Source organism: Kaistella sp. (assembly GCF_032060305.1).
GTDB lineage: Bacteria > Bacteroidota > Bacteroidia > Flavobacteriales > Weeksellaceae > Kaistella > Kaistella yananensis.
The window spans coordinates 1-16,017 of the sequence record NZ_DAMBHK010000058.1 but is presented as its reverse complement, the minus strand read 5'-3'; the positions used below and the strand labels follow the sequence as shown (position 1 = coordinate 16,017).

Below are 16,017 nucleotides of genomic sequence, written 5' to 3'. Positions count from 1 at the left end.
GTATCGGGCGGAAAAATTTAAAATCTTACCAATAATAATGAAACCTTCCCTAAAAATTATTAATTTTGGGAAGGTTTGTTAATTTTATGACTATGAAAAATTTACACTTTATAGGATTTTTACTTTTGGGACTTGCATTTCTGCTTTATTATATGTTGCCGGAATTTTCAATCGTAAAGCTTTTTGAGCCAATCAGCTTGATGGGAATTCTTGCAGGAATCGGAATCGGCCTCATCATCGGTGGGATCGTTGGCTATGTAAGCAAAGGATCGGCCTTGAAAGAAGAACAAAAAAGAAAAGAACTTCAGCAGCTGCGGAGAGAAAAAGAAGATCTTGAGAAACAGGCTGCAGAATTGGCTAGGCAACAGACAATACAGAATGCATCAAATGAAAATCCTCAGAATTACTAATTCTGAGGATTTTTTTATTTTGAAATTTTAAGCTTAGAACTGATATCCTAAACCGAGGATTAACATGCTTGGTCGGCTGTCGTAGCGGATCGTCTGATTGGTGTTATTATTAATGAAATCTCTCTGGTCATCGGTAAACGCACCCTCGTATCTTCCGTTAATAATAAATTTCTGCAACTGAACCTGAGCTCCGAACTGGTAACCTACCGTAAAATCATTCTTTGCATTTTCTTTGAAATCATTAAACTGATTATCAGTAGAAAGATTGTATGATGCTACAGGACCAGCAAATACACCGAACGTGTCACCAAGTACATTATACCCTAAAAGTACAGGTACGTCAACACGGTTGCTTTTAACCTCAAGCGTAGTGTTAGATATAGGTTCGGTAAATTCAGATTTTAAAGTTGTGTAATAGATTTCCGGCATTAAAAAAAGCGAAAGTGGCAAATTTACTTTCGCTGAAAGACCAAAATTGAATCCTGCATTGTTTTTACCGGAATCATTATAAGCGCCGGTTGCAGTGTTGCTGATGTTTTCCCACGTTGGTTTATCAGTCTTAAAAAGTAAGTTAGCGCGCCCGGATAATTTTACCTGCGCAGAGGCGAATATAGTAGCTCCCAATAGAGCGATACTAAGAATTTTATTCGTTTTCATTAGATTTTGTTACAATATTATCGATTGAGGTTTTGTTGGTTTCAAGGAAGTACTCGCGCAGCTCCTTGAATAATTCTGAGGAATAAACGAAGTCGATCAGGTTTTTATTGCCTGCATTAATCAGGATGTCTTTGTTTCCTTCCCACTCTTTAATTCCCAAACGTAGGTATACAATTTTCTCGCCAATCGTCATCACCGAGTTCATATCGTGGCTGTTGATGATGGTTGTGGTATTGTATTCCTTGGTAATCTCCATCAGAAGATCATCGATAATATTGGAGGTATAAGGATCGAGTCCCGAATTCGGCTCATCGCAAAACAGATATTTAGGGTTGTTTACAATTGCACGTGCAATAGCAACCCTTTTCTGCATACCTCCTGAAATTTCAGACGGATATTTTCTGTTAGCCTTTTCGAGGTGAACTCTTCCTATTACTTCAAAAACTCTTCTTTTCTTTTCTCGGAATGACAGATTGGTGAACATATCCAGCGGAAATGTTATATTTTCTTCCACCGTCATTGAATCGAACAGAGCGCTACCCTGGAAAACGGTGCCGATCTCCGAGCGTAGGACCTGCTTTTCGTCTCTTGACATTTTGTTGATGTCTCTGCCATCAAACAGAATTTCTCCCGATGTAGGCTGATAAACATTGAGTAAACTCTTGAGAAATACAGTTTTTCCAGAGCCACTCTGCCCAATGATGAGGTTTACTTTCCCGGTATCGAATGTTGTGGTGATGCCTTTTAAAACTTCAACCTCCTCAAATTTCTTCTTTAAATCTTTTACTTCAATCATCAGCTGAGGAACATTTGGGTTAAAATTAAATTGGTAATAATGATGGAAACGATGGTCCACACTACAGCCTGTGTACTGGCGCGGCCAACTTCAAGCGAACCTCCTTTTACATTATACCCAAAAAATGCGGGTATCGTTGCAATTAAAAATGCAAATACCGCAGTTTTGAAGAGTGCATACCAAATAAAATGCTGTGGCATGTACATTTGTATTCCGGTAATATAGTCTGCTTTACTCCAGTTTCCGGTGGCAAGTCCTGCGAGGTAGCCGCCCCAGACCCCAAATACAATACTGATCGCGATCAGCAAAGGATTGAAAATCACGCTCGCCAGAATTTTTGGAAGAATAAGGAAGTTTGGTGAATTTACCCCCATAATGTCTAACGCGTCAATTTGCTCTGTAACTCTCATAGTACCAATGCTTGAGGCAATATAAGAACCTACTTTTCCTGCAAGTATTACAGAAATAATCGTAGGTGCAAATTCTAAGATCAACACCACTTTTGTCGCATATCCGATAAATGAATTGGGAATTGGGAAGGTAGATGCCTTAAAGTTGTTGAACATCTGTATCGCGACTACCGCTCCTACAAATATGGAGGTAAAGAGAACCAGCCCGAAGGAATTAACCCCAAGATCATGAATTTCTCTCATAAAGAGTTTGCCGAAAACCGAGGTTTTCTGTGGTCTTTTTATTGTTTTGGACAGCAGGAGAAAGTAAGCTCCGATCTGGCTCAAAAATTTCTTTAACATTCGGCTAAATTAGTGTTTTATTTTTTTCTAAATTTTTTAATTGGCATTTTTATCGCCGCAAATAACCAGAAAAACTGTTTTTAAAATGATAACAAGATCTAAGCTGAAACTCCAGTTTTTAACATAAAAAGCATCGGCCAGAATTCTTTTCTGCATTTTTATATCCATATTTCCACTGTCACCACGCAAACCATTCACTTGCGCAAGACCGGTAACACCAGGCTTAACCAAACTCCGTACCGAATAGCGGCCGATTTTAAGTTTGTAAAAATCATCTACCAACAGCATGTGGGGTCTTGGCCCTACTACCGACATTTCTCCTTTCAGCACATTGATGAACTGCGGCATCTCATCTAAACTTGTTTTGCGCAGAAACCTGCCAATCCGGGTTACTCTTTTATCTGTTGGCAGCGAATCTGCATTCATATACATCGTTCGGAATTTTATACACCGAAAAACATGGTCATGGAAGCCATATCTTTTTTGGAGAAAAAATACAGGTCCTTTGCTGTCCCTTTTGATCAAGATTGCAATAACAGGAAAGAGCCAGCTACAGATAAAAATGAGGATTATAACCGAAAATATAATATCGAAGACCCTCTTGAGCAGGATATTGGTAAGATAATCCAGGGGAAATTTAGAGCGGTCCAGCACCGGCTGCATTTCAATGTATCCAAGGTCATACTGGAAGAAATTGTTCTTTACAATGCTGGGAATGAGCGATATTTTTACTTTGTGCAGTGCTGCCAGTCTGTAGATTTCCTGTTCGTCATTTTTTTCGAAACCATTTGAAGGCATATACATCGTGTGGATGCCTTTTTCTTTCCAAAAAGTAATGAGTTTATCCAAATCAAACTGCTCTTCTTCAGGATAATCGAAGATTTTAAAACCGTAATCCTTTCTATCTGTTAAAATATTCTTCAGAATTTCTGATGAGGAATCATTGCTAAGAAACATAATATTTCTGTAATTGATTCCCAATGTCCGAATATACTTCAGCGTGAAAAAAACTATGGATTTAATGAAGAAGAGAAGGAAAAAGAGGCTGATGGCGATGAGAAACCGATCCTGTTTCAGAAAATCATTATTGCTTACTTTTGCCAATAAAATTACCCCAAATATAAAAAGGAAAATATGCGTAACCAGCCGTTCTAGATAAATGGTGTAGGTAAGATTTCGTGCGACAGAATAGAGTTTGGTTCTCCCGCTGAGCAAAATCCAAAATAGCGTTAGAAGAATAATGGACAGCAGATTCTGCTCCCAAATGTCTTTTTCGTAGCGTGCATCGTTATTCCTGATGAAAAAGAACAAAAATACACAGGTAATAACCAACACGTCCAGGAGTATAAATGTAATTTTAAAATATCGAGAATATCGAATTTTTTGCATAAAACCGAATTATATAAAAAGTAAATTTAACTTAATTTACGGAATATTCAAATATTTATGCGTCTGCACGGATGCCTGCCATTTCGGATTTAAAAGAATATAGTCTGTTATTTTTGGGTACATTTCATTTCTCTTGCTCCACTCACTCTGCAGATAAAGTTTGCAGCTTTCTGAGACTTTTGCAGCCTGTTCTTCAGCAAATTTAAAATCGTTGTGGTTGAAAACGATCATTTTCAGTTCACTGGCTTTCGCGTAGATTTCTTCTTTTGGCAGACCGGTTTTTTTAGGAGAAAGGGTGATCCAGTCAAGTATTCCGCTCATTTCATAGGCGCCGGAAGTTTCAATATGAATTTCGCAGCCCAGTTCTTTCAGGCGCGAGGTTAAAACCTCCAGATTCCACATCAGCGGTTCGCCACCTGTAAGTACAATCGTTTTGCAGTGGCTTGCAGCAATTTCGGCAATCTGTAAAGCATCCATCACGGGATGAAGGTTGGGGTCCCAACTTTCTTTTACATCGCACCAATGGCAACCTACATCGCAGCCACCAAGACGGATAAAATATGCGGCTTTTCCGGTGTGTGCACCTTCGCCCTGCAAAGTATAAAAATGCTCCATCACCGGGAGCATTTTACCTTGGTTCAATAAAATATTTTCTTCTTCTTTAGTCATTATATACTGAAGTTTTGTAAGCTAAAAGAGTGTTTTTCATCAGCATCGCTCTGGTCATAGGTCCCACACCACCAGGTACAGGCGTAATCCAGCTTGCTTTTGTTTTACAACTTTCGAAATCTACGTCACCTACCAGTTCGTAACCTTTTTCAGAGTCGTTTGTAATTCTTGTAATTCCCACATCAATAATTACGGCTCCTTTTTTAATCATATCGGCTTTCAGGAAATTGGGATCTCCCAGGGCGGTAATTACAATATCCGCGTGGTGGGTGAATTTCTCGATGTGCGGGGTGTAGGAATGGGTTAAAGTCACTGTAGAATTTCCCGGAAAATGTTTTCTACCCATTAAAATACTCATAGGTTTTCCTACAATGCGGCTGCGGCCGATAATTACACAGTGCTTCCCTTCGGTTTCAATTCCGTAACGTTCCAGCAAGGTAAGGATTCCGAAAGGCGTTGCAGGCAGGAAAGTGTCCATTTCCAAAGCCATTTTTCCGAAGTTTTCCGGATGGAAGCCATCAACATCTTTTCTCGGATCAATAGCCATAATGATTTTTTCCTGGTCAATCTGCTTCGGCAAAGGCAACTGTACAATAAATCCGTCAACATCTTTCGACTTATTAAGTTCCTTGATTTTCTCTAAAAGTTCTGCTTCCGAAACCGTGCTCGGGAATTTAACCAAAGAGGATTTAAAGCCTACCTCCCTGCAGTCTTTGATTTTGTTGTTTACGTACGTCATACTTGCGCCATTGCTGCCTACTAAAATTGCGACCAAGTGTGGTGCACGTCTTTTTCCTGCAACAATTTTTTCAACATCAGATCTAATTTCCTGCTTGATTTCTTTCGAAACCTTCAGTCCATCGAGAATTTTTGCCATTTTACTTTTACTTTAGATTATGATTTATTTCTTCGCTTTATAGTAATTCATCAAACCGTTGGTAGAGGAATCATGGGAGTTTACCGGCTCCTGACTTTCGAGTTCTGACAAAATTTTTCCGGCCAGCACTTTACCGAGTTCCACACCAAACTGGTCGAAACTGAAGATGTTCCAAATCACCCCCTGAACGAATATTTTATGTTCGTAAAGCGCAATTAATTGCCCGAGAGAGAACGGGGTAAGTTCATTGAAAATAAATGAATTGGTAGGCGAATCTCCGGCGAATACCTTGTAATTCAATAGTTTTTCAATCTCCTCGTCAGATTTCCCTGATGCTTTTAATTCTGCGTGTACCTCCTCTGCGTTTTTTCCGAAAGCCAAAGCTTCTGTTTGTGCAAAAAAGTTGGCCAATAATTTATCCTGATGGTCGGAAACTTCATTGCATGACTTCGCGTAAGCCAGGAAATCAGCAGGAATCAATTCCGTGCCTTGGTGAATCAGCTGATAGAACGCGTGCTGACCGTTGGTTCCCGGTTCTCCCCAAATAATTGGGCCTGTTTCGTATTCTACATATTCGCCGTTTCTGTCGACCGATTTTCCGTTACTTTCCATATCTCCCTGTTGAAGATAGGCCGGGAAACGATCCAAATATTGGGAATACGGAAGAATGGCATAAGTTCCGGCGCCGTAAAAATTACGGTACCAGATTCCTAAAAGTGCCATGAGGACAGGAATGTTTTCCTTAAAATCTGCGGTTTTAAAATGAGTGTCGGTTTCGTTTGCGCCTTTCAGTAACTGTTCGAAATTATCATAACCTACAGCAAGACAAATACTTAATCCGATAGCGCTCCAAAGTGAATAACGGCCACCAACCCAGTCCCAGAATTCAAAAATATTTTCTTCTGCGATGCCGAATTCTTTTACCGATTTGGTATTTGTAGAAAGTGCCACGAAATGTTTTGCCACATCCTCGTTAGCACCTTTTTTCAGGAACCAGTCTTTTGCTGATTCAGCATTAGTCATGGTTTCCTGGGTGGTGAATGTTTTCGACGCAACAATGAAAAGTGTAGTTTCGGGATTTAGATTTTTAAGGGTTTCTGCAATGTGATTTCCGTCAACGTTGGAAACAAAATGAACATTTAAACGCGTTTTAAAATGTTTCAATGCCGAGCAAACCATTACGGGACCCAAATCTGAACCACCGATACCTATATTTACTACATCTGTAATTTCTTTGCCTGAAAAGCCTTTGTGTTCCCCGGAAATTACTTTCGCGGAAAAGGATTTCATCTGGTCGAGAACTTTTTTAATTCCTGGCTTTATGTTTTCGCCATCCACTAAAATTTCCTCTTCTGAAAAGTCCCGCAATGCGGTATGAAGCACAGCTCGTCCTTCGGTTTCATTTATTTTTTCGCCCGAAAACATGGCTGAAATCGCTTCTTTCAAATGAGTTTCTTCAGCTAATCTAATCAGTAAATTAAAAGTTTCCTGATCGATTAAGTTTTTAGAAAAATCGAAAAGATAACCGTCTCTTTTTACAGAAAATTCTGCGAAACGGTTGGGATTCTCTTTAAAGAGTGAACGTAAATCAAAATCATTTTGTGCAAAATGCATTTCGAGATCCTGCCAGGACTGTGTGTGTTCGGGATTTATCTTTGGTAACATGTTCAGAAGGTTTTAAGTAAGGAGTTATGCTCCATTGGTTAAGACGCTGCAAATTTACAGAAAAATAAAACCTCCGAAAAATTCCGGAGGTTTAAGTTTTTATAAAAATCAAAACGATGTATTCTGAAAATTATTTTTCAATTGCCAGGTCGATTACTTCGCTCATTCTGCTCACATAACTGATTTTTAATGTCTTTAAATAATCTTTTTTAATTTCTTCGACATCTTTTCTGTTAGCTTCACAAAGAATAATGTGGGTGATTCCTGCGCGAGCTGCGGCCAGAAGTTTTTCTTTAATTCCGCCTACAGGAAGCACTTTTCCGCGCAAGGTTATTTCGCCGGTCATGGCGAGATGAGGTTTAACTTTTTTATTCTTGAAGCTCGACACAATGGACGTAAGCATTGCAATTCCGGCGGAAGGCCCATCTTTAGGCGTTGCGCCTTCCGGAACGTGAACGTGAATGTTTTTCTTCTGAATATCTTCTGAAGAAATGCCCATTTCATCATGTTTTGCCTTAATATATTCTAAAGCGATCGTTGCAGATTCTTTCATCACCGTTCCGAGATTCCCGGTCATGCTGAGGTTTCCTTTCCCTTCGCTCAAAATACTTTCGATGAAAAGAATGTCGCCACCAACCTGAGTCCATGCTAAACCTGTGACCACACCAGGAACTCCAGTAATTTCAGAAAGGCTTTTAGGTCTTGGAACTCCCAGAATTTCATCCACTTTTTCAATTGAAATCTTGGGATCATATTCCTTCTCCATCGCGGTCTGCAACGCTACCCATCTGGCAATGGCCGCAATTTTTTTCTCGAGACTACGAACGCCGCTTTCAGAAGTGTGGGCATCGATGATGTGTTTGAGTTCGGGATTTCCGAGTTTGAATGATTTAGCGGTCAGTCCGTTTTCGTCCTGCTGTTTTTTAATTAAGTGTCGTTTTGCAATCTCTACTTTTTCTTCCAAAGTGTAGCCGGCGATTTCGATGATTTCCATTCGGTCCAAAAGCGGACGCTGAACGGTAGACAAAGAGTTTGCGGTTGCGATAAACATTACTTTCGAAAGATCATAACCCATCTCCAAAAAGTTATCGTAAAAAGAACTGTTCTGTTCCGGATCAAGAACTTCCAGCAACGCTGAACTTGGATCGCCATGAATTCCCTGACCGATTTTGTCGATTTCATCTAAAACAATCACCGGATTAGAGGTTCCTGCTTTTTTGATTGACTGAAGAATTCTTCCTGCCATTGCTCCGATATAGGTTTTTCGGTGGCCACGGATTTCAGATTCATCATGAAGTCCGCCCAAGGAAACGCGAACATATTTTCTGCCAAGAGAATCAGCTACCGACTTGCCAAGCGATGTTTTACCCACGCCCGGAGGGCCTACCAGACACAAAATCGGAGATTTCATGTTGTTTTTTAGTTTCAGAACTGCCATGTGTTCCAGAATTCTTTTCTTGATATCTTCTAACCCGAAATGTGCTTTATCTAAAACTTTTTGCGCTTTGGTGATGTCGAAAATGTCTTTAGAATAGTTTTCCCAAGGCAGATCTGTAAAGAAATCGAGATAATTTCTCTGCACGTTATAATCCGGTGAATTTGGATTTTGGCGCTGCAGTCGATTGATTTCTTTCTGGAAATGACTGTCAACCTCGTCATTCCATTTTATTTTTTTTGCTTTCAGAAGAAGTTCTTCCACATCCGACTCGGGGCCGCCGCCCAATTCTTCTTGGATCGCACGGATCTGTTGGTTCAGGAAATATTCGCGCTGGCTTTTATCGAGTTCGCGGTTTGTTTTAAGATGGATTTGGTTTCTCAGTTCCAGTTTTCTGAACTCATCATGCATTAGTTCATAACATTTCTGGGCACGGATCATTAAACTTTTTTCCTCCAGCAGTTTCTGTTTCTGCGCCGACGTGAAATTGGCGTTCGTGCAAATGAAATTGAGCAAATCTTCGTTATCATTCATGTTTTTGATCGCGAAATTTGCAGCCGATGGGATGTTTGGATCCAGTTCTACAATTTTAAGAGCTAGATCTTTAATGTTTTCTAAAAGCGCAGCGTATTCTTCTGTTTTCTTAGAAGTGACATCTTTCAGTTTGGTAATTTCTGCTTTGAAATAGGGCTGGCTTTGCGTGAAATTTTTAACCGTAAACCTTTGAAAACCTCTGGTGATGGCGGTAATGTTGCCTTCCGGAAGTTTTATGATTTTAATGATTTTCGCAAGGGTGCCGGTTTTGTAAAGATCATTTTCCGTAGGATTTTCGATGCTGGAATTGTTCTGGCTGATGATTCCGATAAATTCGTTGTTTTTCTGTGCCTCTTCCAACAATTTTATCGACATTTCGCGTCCGGCGGTAATAGGAATTACCACTTTTGGAAACATCACCATATTTCTTACCGGCAAAATCGGGAAAACCGTTTGTTCGTTATTTGTAGGTTCGTTCATGAGATCGGAAAGATTAATTTCTTCTGCTACGATACTGAAGCCGTCGTTTATAATTTCATCAAAATTAAGATCATCAAATTCTGCCATAATATTTATGCGTGACAAATTGTCATTTTATTGTAGGGTTATTGAACTGTTGTTAAAGATTTTCCTTTAAAACAGCCTTAAATAAATAGGTAGCCTTAATTTCACAAGCATTATGCCAACACTATATTTAGACAGAATTTCCATCTTTATGAAAAAATAAGTTTAAAATGTTTAAAATTTTTCTTAATCTCTTAAAAATGTGTATTTTCGCAAACTGATAAAATTATACAAAAAAGATGGCAGTTTTAGGAGAGATTAGAAACAGACCTTGGCTTTTAATGGGGATTATCGCAGTTGCGATGTTAGCTTTCGTTGTAAATCCTGACAGTTTGGAGAAATTATTCGGTGCAAAACCGGGTGTTTACGGAAAAGTAAATGGTGATGAAATTACAAAAGAAGATTTCGATGATCAGCTTTTCATACTTCAGCAGCAGGCACAGCAGCAAGGCCAGCCCACAAAAGGTCTGGAGGAACAGGCTTGGCAAATGGTAGTACAGTCGAAACTGATTAAGCAGCAATTCGAAAAAATGGGACTTACCTTAACCGATGACATGTTCTATAACCAATTGCAGTTTGATCCTATGTTTGCGCAGAATCCAGAAAATTTTGACGCAAAAGGAAATTTCAAAGTGCAGGAAATTAAAAAACAGATCGAAGAACTTCGCAACAGCGGAAACGTAGAAATGTACAACAACTGGTTGAAGACAAAAAAAGCCATCGAATACAGAATGATGGCCCGACAGCTTTTCGCCAACGTTTCAACAGGGATTACCGTAAGCAAAAAAGAGGCTGAGGAAATGATGAAGCAGAGAGACCAGGTTGCTGACATCGATTTTGTGAAAGTTGATTATGCAACATACGCTCAGAAAAATCCTGTGAAAGTTACAACCAAAGATTTAGAAGATTATATCAAGAAACATCCGATTCTGTTTAAAAGAGATGCCAGCAGAAATATTGGATTGGTTTATTTCCCAGCGGCAGCAAGCCCTCAGGACGAAGCTGTAACCCAGGCCGAAATCAATAAACTGTTCTCGAAAGGAACGGATATGAGTGACGGAAAAGAAAATTTCCAGAACACTACAAACGATTCAATGTTTGTTTCACTTAATTCCGACCTACCTTATAACCCAACTTACTTTTCAGCGGAACAGCTGCCGGCTGCCATTAAAGATAAAGTTGCAGGTGCGGCAGTAGGAACAACTTTTGGTCCTTACAAAGAGCAGAACTTTTATGTTGTATCTAAACTTTTAGATAAAAAACCTTCAGATTCTACACTGTCCAGACATATTCTCGTTTCTTATAAAGGAAATCAGGCTGGTGCAAATGAGACTAGAACAAAAGAAGAAGCGAAAAAATTAGCAGATTCCATCGGTGCTGTTTTGAAAGCAACACCTGCTAAATTTGCAGAATTCCTGAAATATTCTTCTGATCCGGGATCTGCGGGACAGGGTGGAAGCGTAGGCTGGACAACTCCTGCAACGCCATTCGTTCCGGAATATTTAAGTTTCCTTGCGAATAATGGAAAAGGAGCCACTGGAGTTGTGGAAACACAGTTTGGTTATCATATCATCAATATCGAGGACAAGAAATCCGGTGCGATGACTTATAAAGTTGCCAACCTCGTAAAAGCAATAAAACCTTCAGACAAAACTGAAAGCGAGGTTTACACGAAGGCCACAAGATTTATTCAGCAGATTCAGGGTAAAACATTTAATGATTTTGCCAATGTAGCGAAGAAAAACAATTACCAGTTCTTCAATCCAAAAGAAGTTGGCCGTTTCCAGGGTCAGTTACCAGGATTGGGTACGGATAAAGACGAAGAAATTATCGCGTGGGCATTTAATAAGAAACGTGAAAAAGGCGATGCTGATATCTTCACGGTTGATGGTACAGGAGACAGAATCGTAGCTTACCTCAATGGAATTCAGGATCCGGGGACTGCCGATCCGGAAGCTGTTCGTGATCAAATTGAGCCAATTGTTAAAAACAGAATTTTAGCAAAACAGATTTCAGATAAAATTACCGCTGCCAAAGCAACAAGCTTAGATCAGATCGCTAAAATGTTCGGGTCTGCGAAGCAAACTGCACAGGTGAATATGTTGAGCCCTCAGATTGCCGGAGCTATGGAACCTAAAGTAGCCGGTGCAGCATTTGGTGTTGCAAAGGGTAAAGTTTCAAATCCGGTAGAAGGAATGACGGGAGTTTATGTTTTAGTAAAAAAATCTGAAACACTTAACAAACAACCGGGAGACATCAAGCAGGTTACCCAGGCACTTGCCAGCCAGAATTCGCAGCAGTTTGGCCAGGCTTTGCTTAGAAGCCTTCAGGACAATGCTAAAATCGAAGATTACAGGATTGAGGTTTATAACCAGGCTGCACAGCAATAAGTCGAAAAGTAATTTAATAATATCAAAGCGATCCTTATGGGTCGCTTTTTGCATTGCTGACCGGAGATTTAAAAATTTCGTTGAAAATGTATTATATTTGTCCATTAAAAATTAAGAAAAAGTGAAGTTCACAAAAGAAATAAAAGCAGGGTTAATCGCAATTTTAGCAATTGTAGGATTCATAATTCTGTTCCAATTCATGAAAGGTAAAAGCCTTTTCACAACCGACAATATTTTCTATGCAAAGTTTGATAATGTAGAAGGTTTAGAGGCTTCTAATCCGGTGTCAATCAACGGGTTAAAGGTGGGGCAGGTTGATCAGATCATTCCGATCACAGAACCCGACGGGAAGATTCATTTCGTAGTAAAAGTTACGGTAGACGATAATTTCGAGTTCTCCAAACGTTCTACTTTAGAGATTTTCGAACCTGGATTAATGTCAGGAAAAGAAATGCGGGTAAACCTCGCCTACGGAAGTCCTATGGCTAAGGATGGGGATACATTGAAGGGCGCTTTCAAGCTTTCGATGATGAATAATATCTCATCGCAGGTGGGGCCGGTGAAAGACCAGCTGCAAATCGTGTTGAAAAGAGTTGACAGCTTGATGATGAATGCTAACGCAATGACCGATGCGCAGAATCAGCAGGCTATACGTGCATTACTTTCAAGTCTTAACCGTACCGTCACTTCATTTGAATCGACCTCACAACAGACAAATGCGCTGCTTGCCAATAATGATCCGCGCATTCAAAAAATGCTCGATAATGCAAATCTTGCTACGGTAAGCGCAAAAACCACCATCGATAAATATGGACGGGTTGCCGATGAAGTTGATGTGCAGAAACTCAACAATACCATTGATAAATTAAGTTTAACGGCAGATAAACTCAACGGTATTATTTCCGGCATACAAAATGGTGAAGGATCGCTTGGTAAACTCACAAAAGATGAGCAACTTTACAATAATCTTAATGAATCCTCGGCGAACTTAAATAATCTTATTCTGGACCTGAAGGCCAATCCGAAAAGATATCTTAATTTCTCTGTATTCGGAAAGAACAGCACGCCTAAAGACTAAAAACCCCTTCAATATGCAATATATTGACAATATTATTTTCATCATTGCCCTTATTGCGGGCTTTGGACTCTTCTTTAAAAGCTTAAAGGAAATTTACCGAAACATACAGCTCGGAAAGAAAATCGACCGCACCGATCATCCGGATGTACGTTGGAAAACAATGGCAAGAGTCGCCTTAGGGCAAAGCAAAATGGGCAAAAGACCAATTGCCGGGATTCTGCATATGTTCGTGTATGTAGGATTTGTTATTATCAATATTGAATTGATTGAGATTATTGTCGACGGAATTTTCGGGACTCACCGTTTCCTTGCCGGAATTCTTGGTGATTCTTTTTATGCAGCCTTTACAGCGACACTTGAAATTTTAGCACTTTTAGTCATAATCGCAGTCGTAATATTCTTTATCAGAAGAAATTTCTACGGTGTAAGAAGACTAACTATGAAAGAACTTTTCGGCTGGCCAAAACAGGATGCCAACTGGATTCTGATTATTGAATTTGCTTTAATGACAGCATTTTTCACGATGAATTCTGCAGACTGGGTTCTTCAGCAGAGAGGAGTGCTTGCCGAACACGGCAGCTTCCCTGTTTCATCTGGGTTGATTGCACCTCTTTTCAGTAATTTAGGCGACAGCACTTTGGTTTTCCTTGAAAGAGGAGCCTGGTGGTTTCATTTTGTTGGAATTCTGTTCTTCATGAATTACCTTTATTACTCAAAACACCTCCATATCATTCTTGCGTTTCCGAACACCTGGTTTGCCAATCTGCAACCGAAAGGGAAATTCAATAATTTAGATTCTGTTACCAAAGAGATAAAGCTGATGATGGACCCAAATGCAGATCCTTACGCCGCAGCACCCGATGCAGATCCTAATGCTGTTCCTGATAAATTTGGGGCGAATGATATCTTTGATCTTAATCAGGTTCAGTTACTCAATGCTTATTCATGTACTGAATGTGGCCGTTGTACTGCCGTTTGTCCTGCCAATCTTACAGGCAAGAAACTTTCGCCGCGTAAGATCATGATGGATACAAGAGACCGCATCGAAGAAGTGGCAAAAAACATCAACAAAAACGGCAAATTTGTCGACGACGGCAAAAAACTGCTCGATGATCATATCCAGAGAGAAGAACTTTGGGCGTGTACCACGTGTAACGCCTGCGTAGAAGCCTGTCCTGTATTGATTGACCCACTGTCGATTATTTTCGAAATGCGTAGATTTCTGGTCATGGAACAGTCTTCCGCGCCAAGCGAACTGAACGTTATGATGACAAATGTAGAGAACAATGCAGCTCCATGGGCTTATAATCAGGCCGATCGCTTAAACTGGGCAAAAGAATAATTAGATAAAATCAATTTCAAAATTTGGAAGTTATTTAATTACATTTTCAAATTTCAAATTCTCACATTTCATATTGAAAAAATGGATTTCACAATAAAAACAATGGCAGAATATGCTGCCGAAGGAAAAGCACCTGAAGTTTTATTTTTTGTTGGCTGCGCCGGAAGTTTCGACGACAGAGCGAAGAAAATCACCAAAGCGTTCTGTAAGATTCTACACAAAGTAGGTGTTGAGTTTGCGGTTCTTGGTCAGGAAGAAAGCTGTAACGGCGATCCTGCAAAACGTGCCGGAAACGAATTCATCTTCCAGATGATGGCCCTTACGAACATCGAAATCATGAATGCTTACGAAGTAAAAAAAATCGTAACGGCATGTCCACATTGTTTCAATATCATTAAAAACGAGTATCCTGGATTGGGCGGAAACTATGAAGTTATGCATCACACCCAGTTCCTCAGAAAACTGATGGAAGAAGGCCGTTTGAAGGTAGAAGGCGGAAGTTTCAAAGGAAAGAAAATCACTTTCCATGATCCTTGTTATCTTGGCAGAGCTAACGGCGAATACGAAGCACCGAGAATGCTTCTTGAGAAACTCGATGCGGAATTGGTAGAAATGAAGCGATGCAAATCCAATGGTTTATGTTGTGGAGCGGGAGGTGCACAGATGTTCAAAGAGCCTGAAAAAGGCGACAAAGACATCAATGTGGAGCGTACCGAGGAAGCATTGTCGGAAACGCCGCAGATCATTGCTACCGGATGCCCGTTCTGTAATACAATGATGACCGACGGGGTGAAACACTTCAATAAAAATGAAGAAGTTGCCGTTAAGGATATTGTCGAACTTTTAGCAGAAGCGGAGGATTTATAAAATGACAACAGATTTCAGGACTTTAACTGTTCTTGTCTTGAATCTTAAATCGAGTATCTAAACTCTTTTTAAAAATGAAAATAGAAGAATCAAATATTGTAGAAACCAGTGATTACAGAGTGATTATTTACCCTGCTTCGCGACCTTTTGCGCCTAAAGAAAGTAAAATAATTACTGAAAGATTATACGACTTTCTGGCCACGTGGGCAGCACACGGAAAACCACTTTCATCTTCATTCAAGATCGAGAAGAATCAGTTTATCGTGATTTGTGTTGATGAGGAGAAAGAGGCCGCTTCTGGCTGTTCTATCGATGCTTTAGGACAGGTGATGAGAGAAATTGATGCTGAATTTCAGCTGGGTTTATTCGACAGAATGAAAGCCAGTTTTATAGAAAACGGCGAGCTTAAAACCATGAAGCTGCAGGACTTCCGGAAAGGTTTAAAGGAAGGCGAAATCTCCCATGATATTGAAGTTTTCGACTTTTCGAAGAATACATATGTTGCTTTTCTGAGCGATTTCCTTTTGCCATTGAAAAAAAGCTGGGCTGGGATTTATGTAGATTAACTGCCTTTTAAGTGATATAAAAAAAA

General features: G+C 39.9%; 14 protein-coding genes. 6 read left to right on the top strand and 8 right to left on the bottom strand.

What is annotated here, in order from left to right; genetic code table 11:
- Positions 1-92: 92 nt before the first annotated feature.
- Positions 93-410, top strand: a complete 318-nt coding sequence (locus V5N63_RS08790) for a hypothetical protein (RefSeq protein ID WP_332033646.1) — start codon at positions 93-95, stop codon at positions 408-410.
- A 33-nt stretch (positions 411-443) separates the two neighbouring features.
- Here V5N63_RS08790 and V5N63_RS08785 read toward each other — a convergent pair whose 3' ends face one another.
- The 8 genes from V5N63_RS08785 to lon all read right to left on the bottom strand — a co-directional run bounded on the left by V5N63_RS08785 (position 444) and on the right by lon (position 9,751).
- Positions 444-1,067, bottom strand: coding sequence for an outer membrane beta-barrel protein (locus tag V5N63_RS08785; protein ID WP_332033645.1), 624 nt, complete (start codon positions 1,065-1,067; stop codon positions 444-446).
- Complete coding sequence (locus V5N63_RS08780; RefSeq protein ID WP_332033644.1) at positions 1,054-1,863, bottom strand: ABC transporter ATP-binding protein; 810 nt, start codon at positions 1,861-1,863, stop codon at positions 1,054-1,056. Before V5N63_RS08780 ends, V5N63_RS08785 begins: the two co-directional genes overlap by 14 nt.
- Positions 1,863-2,615 carry an MlaE family ABC transporter permease gene (locus tag V5N63_RS08775; RefSeq protein ID WP_332018298.1) on the bottom strand — a complete coding sequence of 251 codons (753 nt, stop codon included), beginning with the start codon at positions 2,613-2,615 and terminating at the stop codon, positions 1,863-1,865. Before V5N63_RS08775 ends, V5N63_RS08780 begins: the two co-directional genes overlap by 1 nt.
- 36 nt (positions 2,616-2,651) lie before the next feature.
- Positions 2,652-4,004: an exopolysaccharide biosynthesis polyprenyl glycosylphosphotransferase gene (locus V5N63_RS08770; protein ID WP_332033643.1), complete on the bottom strand. Its 1,353-nt coding sequence runs from the start codon at positions 4,002-4,004 to the stop codon at positions 2,652-2,654.
- A 36-nt stretch (positions 4,005-4,040) separates the two neighbouring features.
- Positions 4,041-4,673: a 7-carboxy-7-deazaguanine synthase QueE gene (locus V5N63_RS08765; RefSeq protein ID WP_332033642.1), complete on the bottom strand. Its 633-nt coding sequence runs from the start codon at positions 4,671-4,673 to the stop codon at positions 4,041-4,043.
- Positions 4,666-5,550 carry a bifunctional 5,10-methylenetetrahydrofolate dehydrogenase/5,10-methenyltetrahydrofolate cyclohydrolase gene (locus V5N63_RS08760; protein ID WP_332033641.1) on the bottom strand — a complete coding sequence of 295 codons (885 nt, stop codon included), beginning with the start codon at positions 5,548-5,550 and terminating at the stop codon, positions 4,666-4,668. Before V5N63_RS08760 ends, V5N63_RS08765 begins: the two co-directional genes overlap by 8 nt.
- Before the next feature lie 24 nt (positions 5,551-5,574).
- The gene (gene pgi / locus V5N63_RS08755; RefSeq protein WP_332033640.1) at positions 5,575-7,215 is read right to left on the bottom strand and encodes a glucose-6-phosphate isomerase; all 1,641 of its coding nucleotides are present in this window, start codon (positions 7,213-7,215) and stop codon (positions 5,575-5,577) included.
- A gap of 130 nt (positions 7,216-7,345) precedes the next feature.
- A complete protein-coding gene (gene lon, locus V5N63_RS08750) occupies positions 7,346-9,751 on the bottom strand; it encodes an endopeptidase La (protein WP_332033647.1) in 2,406 nt (801 codons plus the stop codon).
- A gap of 236 nt (positions 9,752-9,987) precedes the next feature.
- On the opposite strand from lon, the gene V5N63_RS08745 reads away from it, so the two are divergent.
- The 5 genes from V5N63_RS08745 (at position 9,988) to V5N63_RS08725 (ending at position 15,991) form a co-directional block, all read left to right on the top strand.
- The gene (locus tag V5N63_RS08745; protein ID WP_332033639.1) at positions 9,988-12,138 is read left to right on the top strand and encodes a peptidylprolyl isomerase; all 2,151 of its coding nucleotides are present in this window, start codon (positions 9,988-9,990) and stop codon (positions 12,136-12,138) included.
- Positions 12,139-12,259: 121 nt separating this feature from the next.
- Positions 12,260-13,216 (top strand): MlaD family protein, encoded by a 957-nt coding sequence (locus V5N63_RS08740; protein WP_265143657.1) that lies wholly within the window; start codon positions 12,260-12,262, stop codon positions 13,214-13,216.
- A gap of 13 nt (positions 13,217-13,229) precedes the next feature.
- Positions 13,230-14,558, top strand: a complete 1,329-nt coding sequence (locus V5N63_RS08735) for a (Fe-S)-binding protein (RefSeq protein ID WP_332033638.1) — start codon at positions 13,230-13,232, stop codon at positions 14,556-14,558.
- An 81-nt stretch (positions 14,559-14,639) separates the two neighbouring features.
- Positions 14,640-15,425, top strand: a complete 786-nt coding sequence (locus tag V5N63_RS08730) for a (Fe-S)-binding protein (RefSeq protein WP_332033637.1) — start codon at positions 14,640-14,642, stop codon at positions 15,423-15,425.
- 74 nt (positions 15,426-15,499) lie between these two features.
- Positions 15,500-15,991: a hypothetical protein gene (locus tag V5N63_RS08725; RefSeq protein ID WP_332033636.1), complete on the top strand. Its 492-nt coding sequence runs from the start codon at positions 15,500-15,502 to the stop codon at positions 15,989-15,991.
- Positions 15,992-16,017 lie beyond the last annotated feature (26 nt).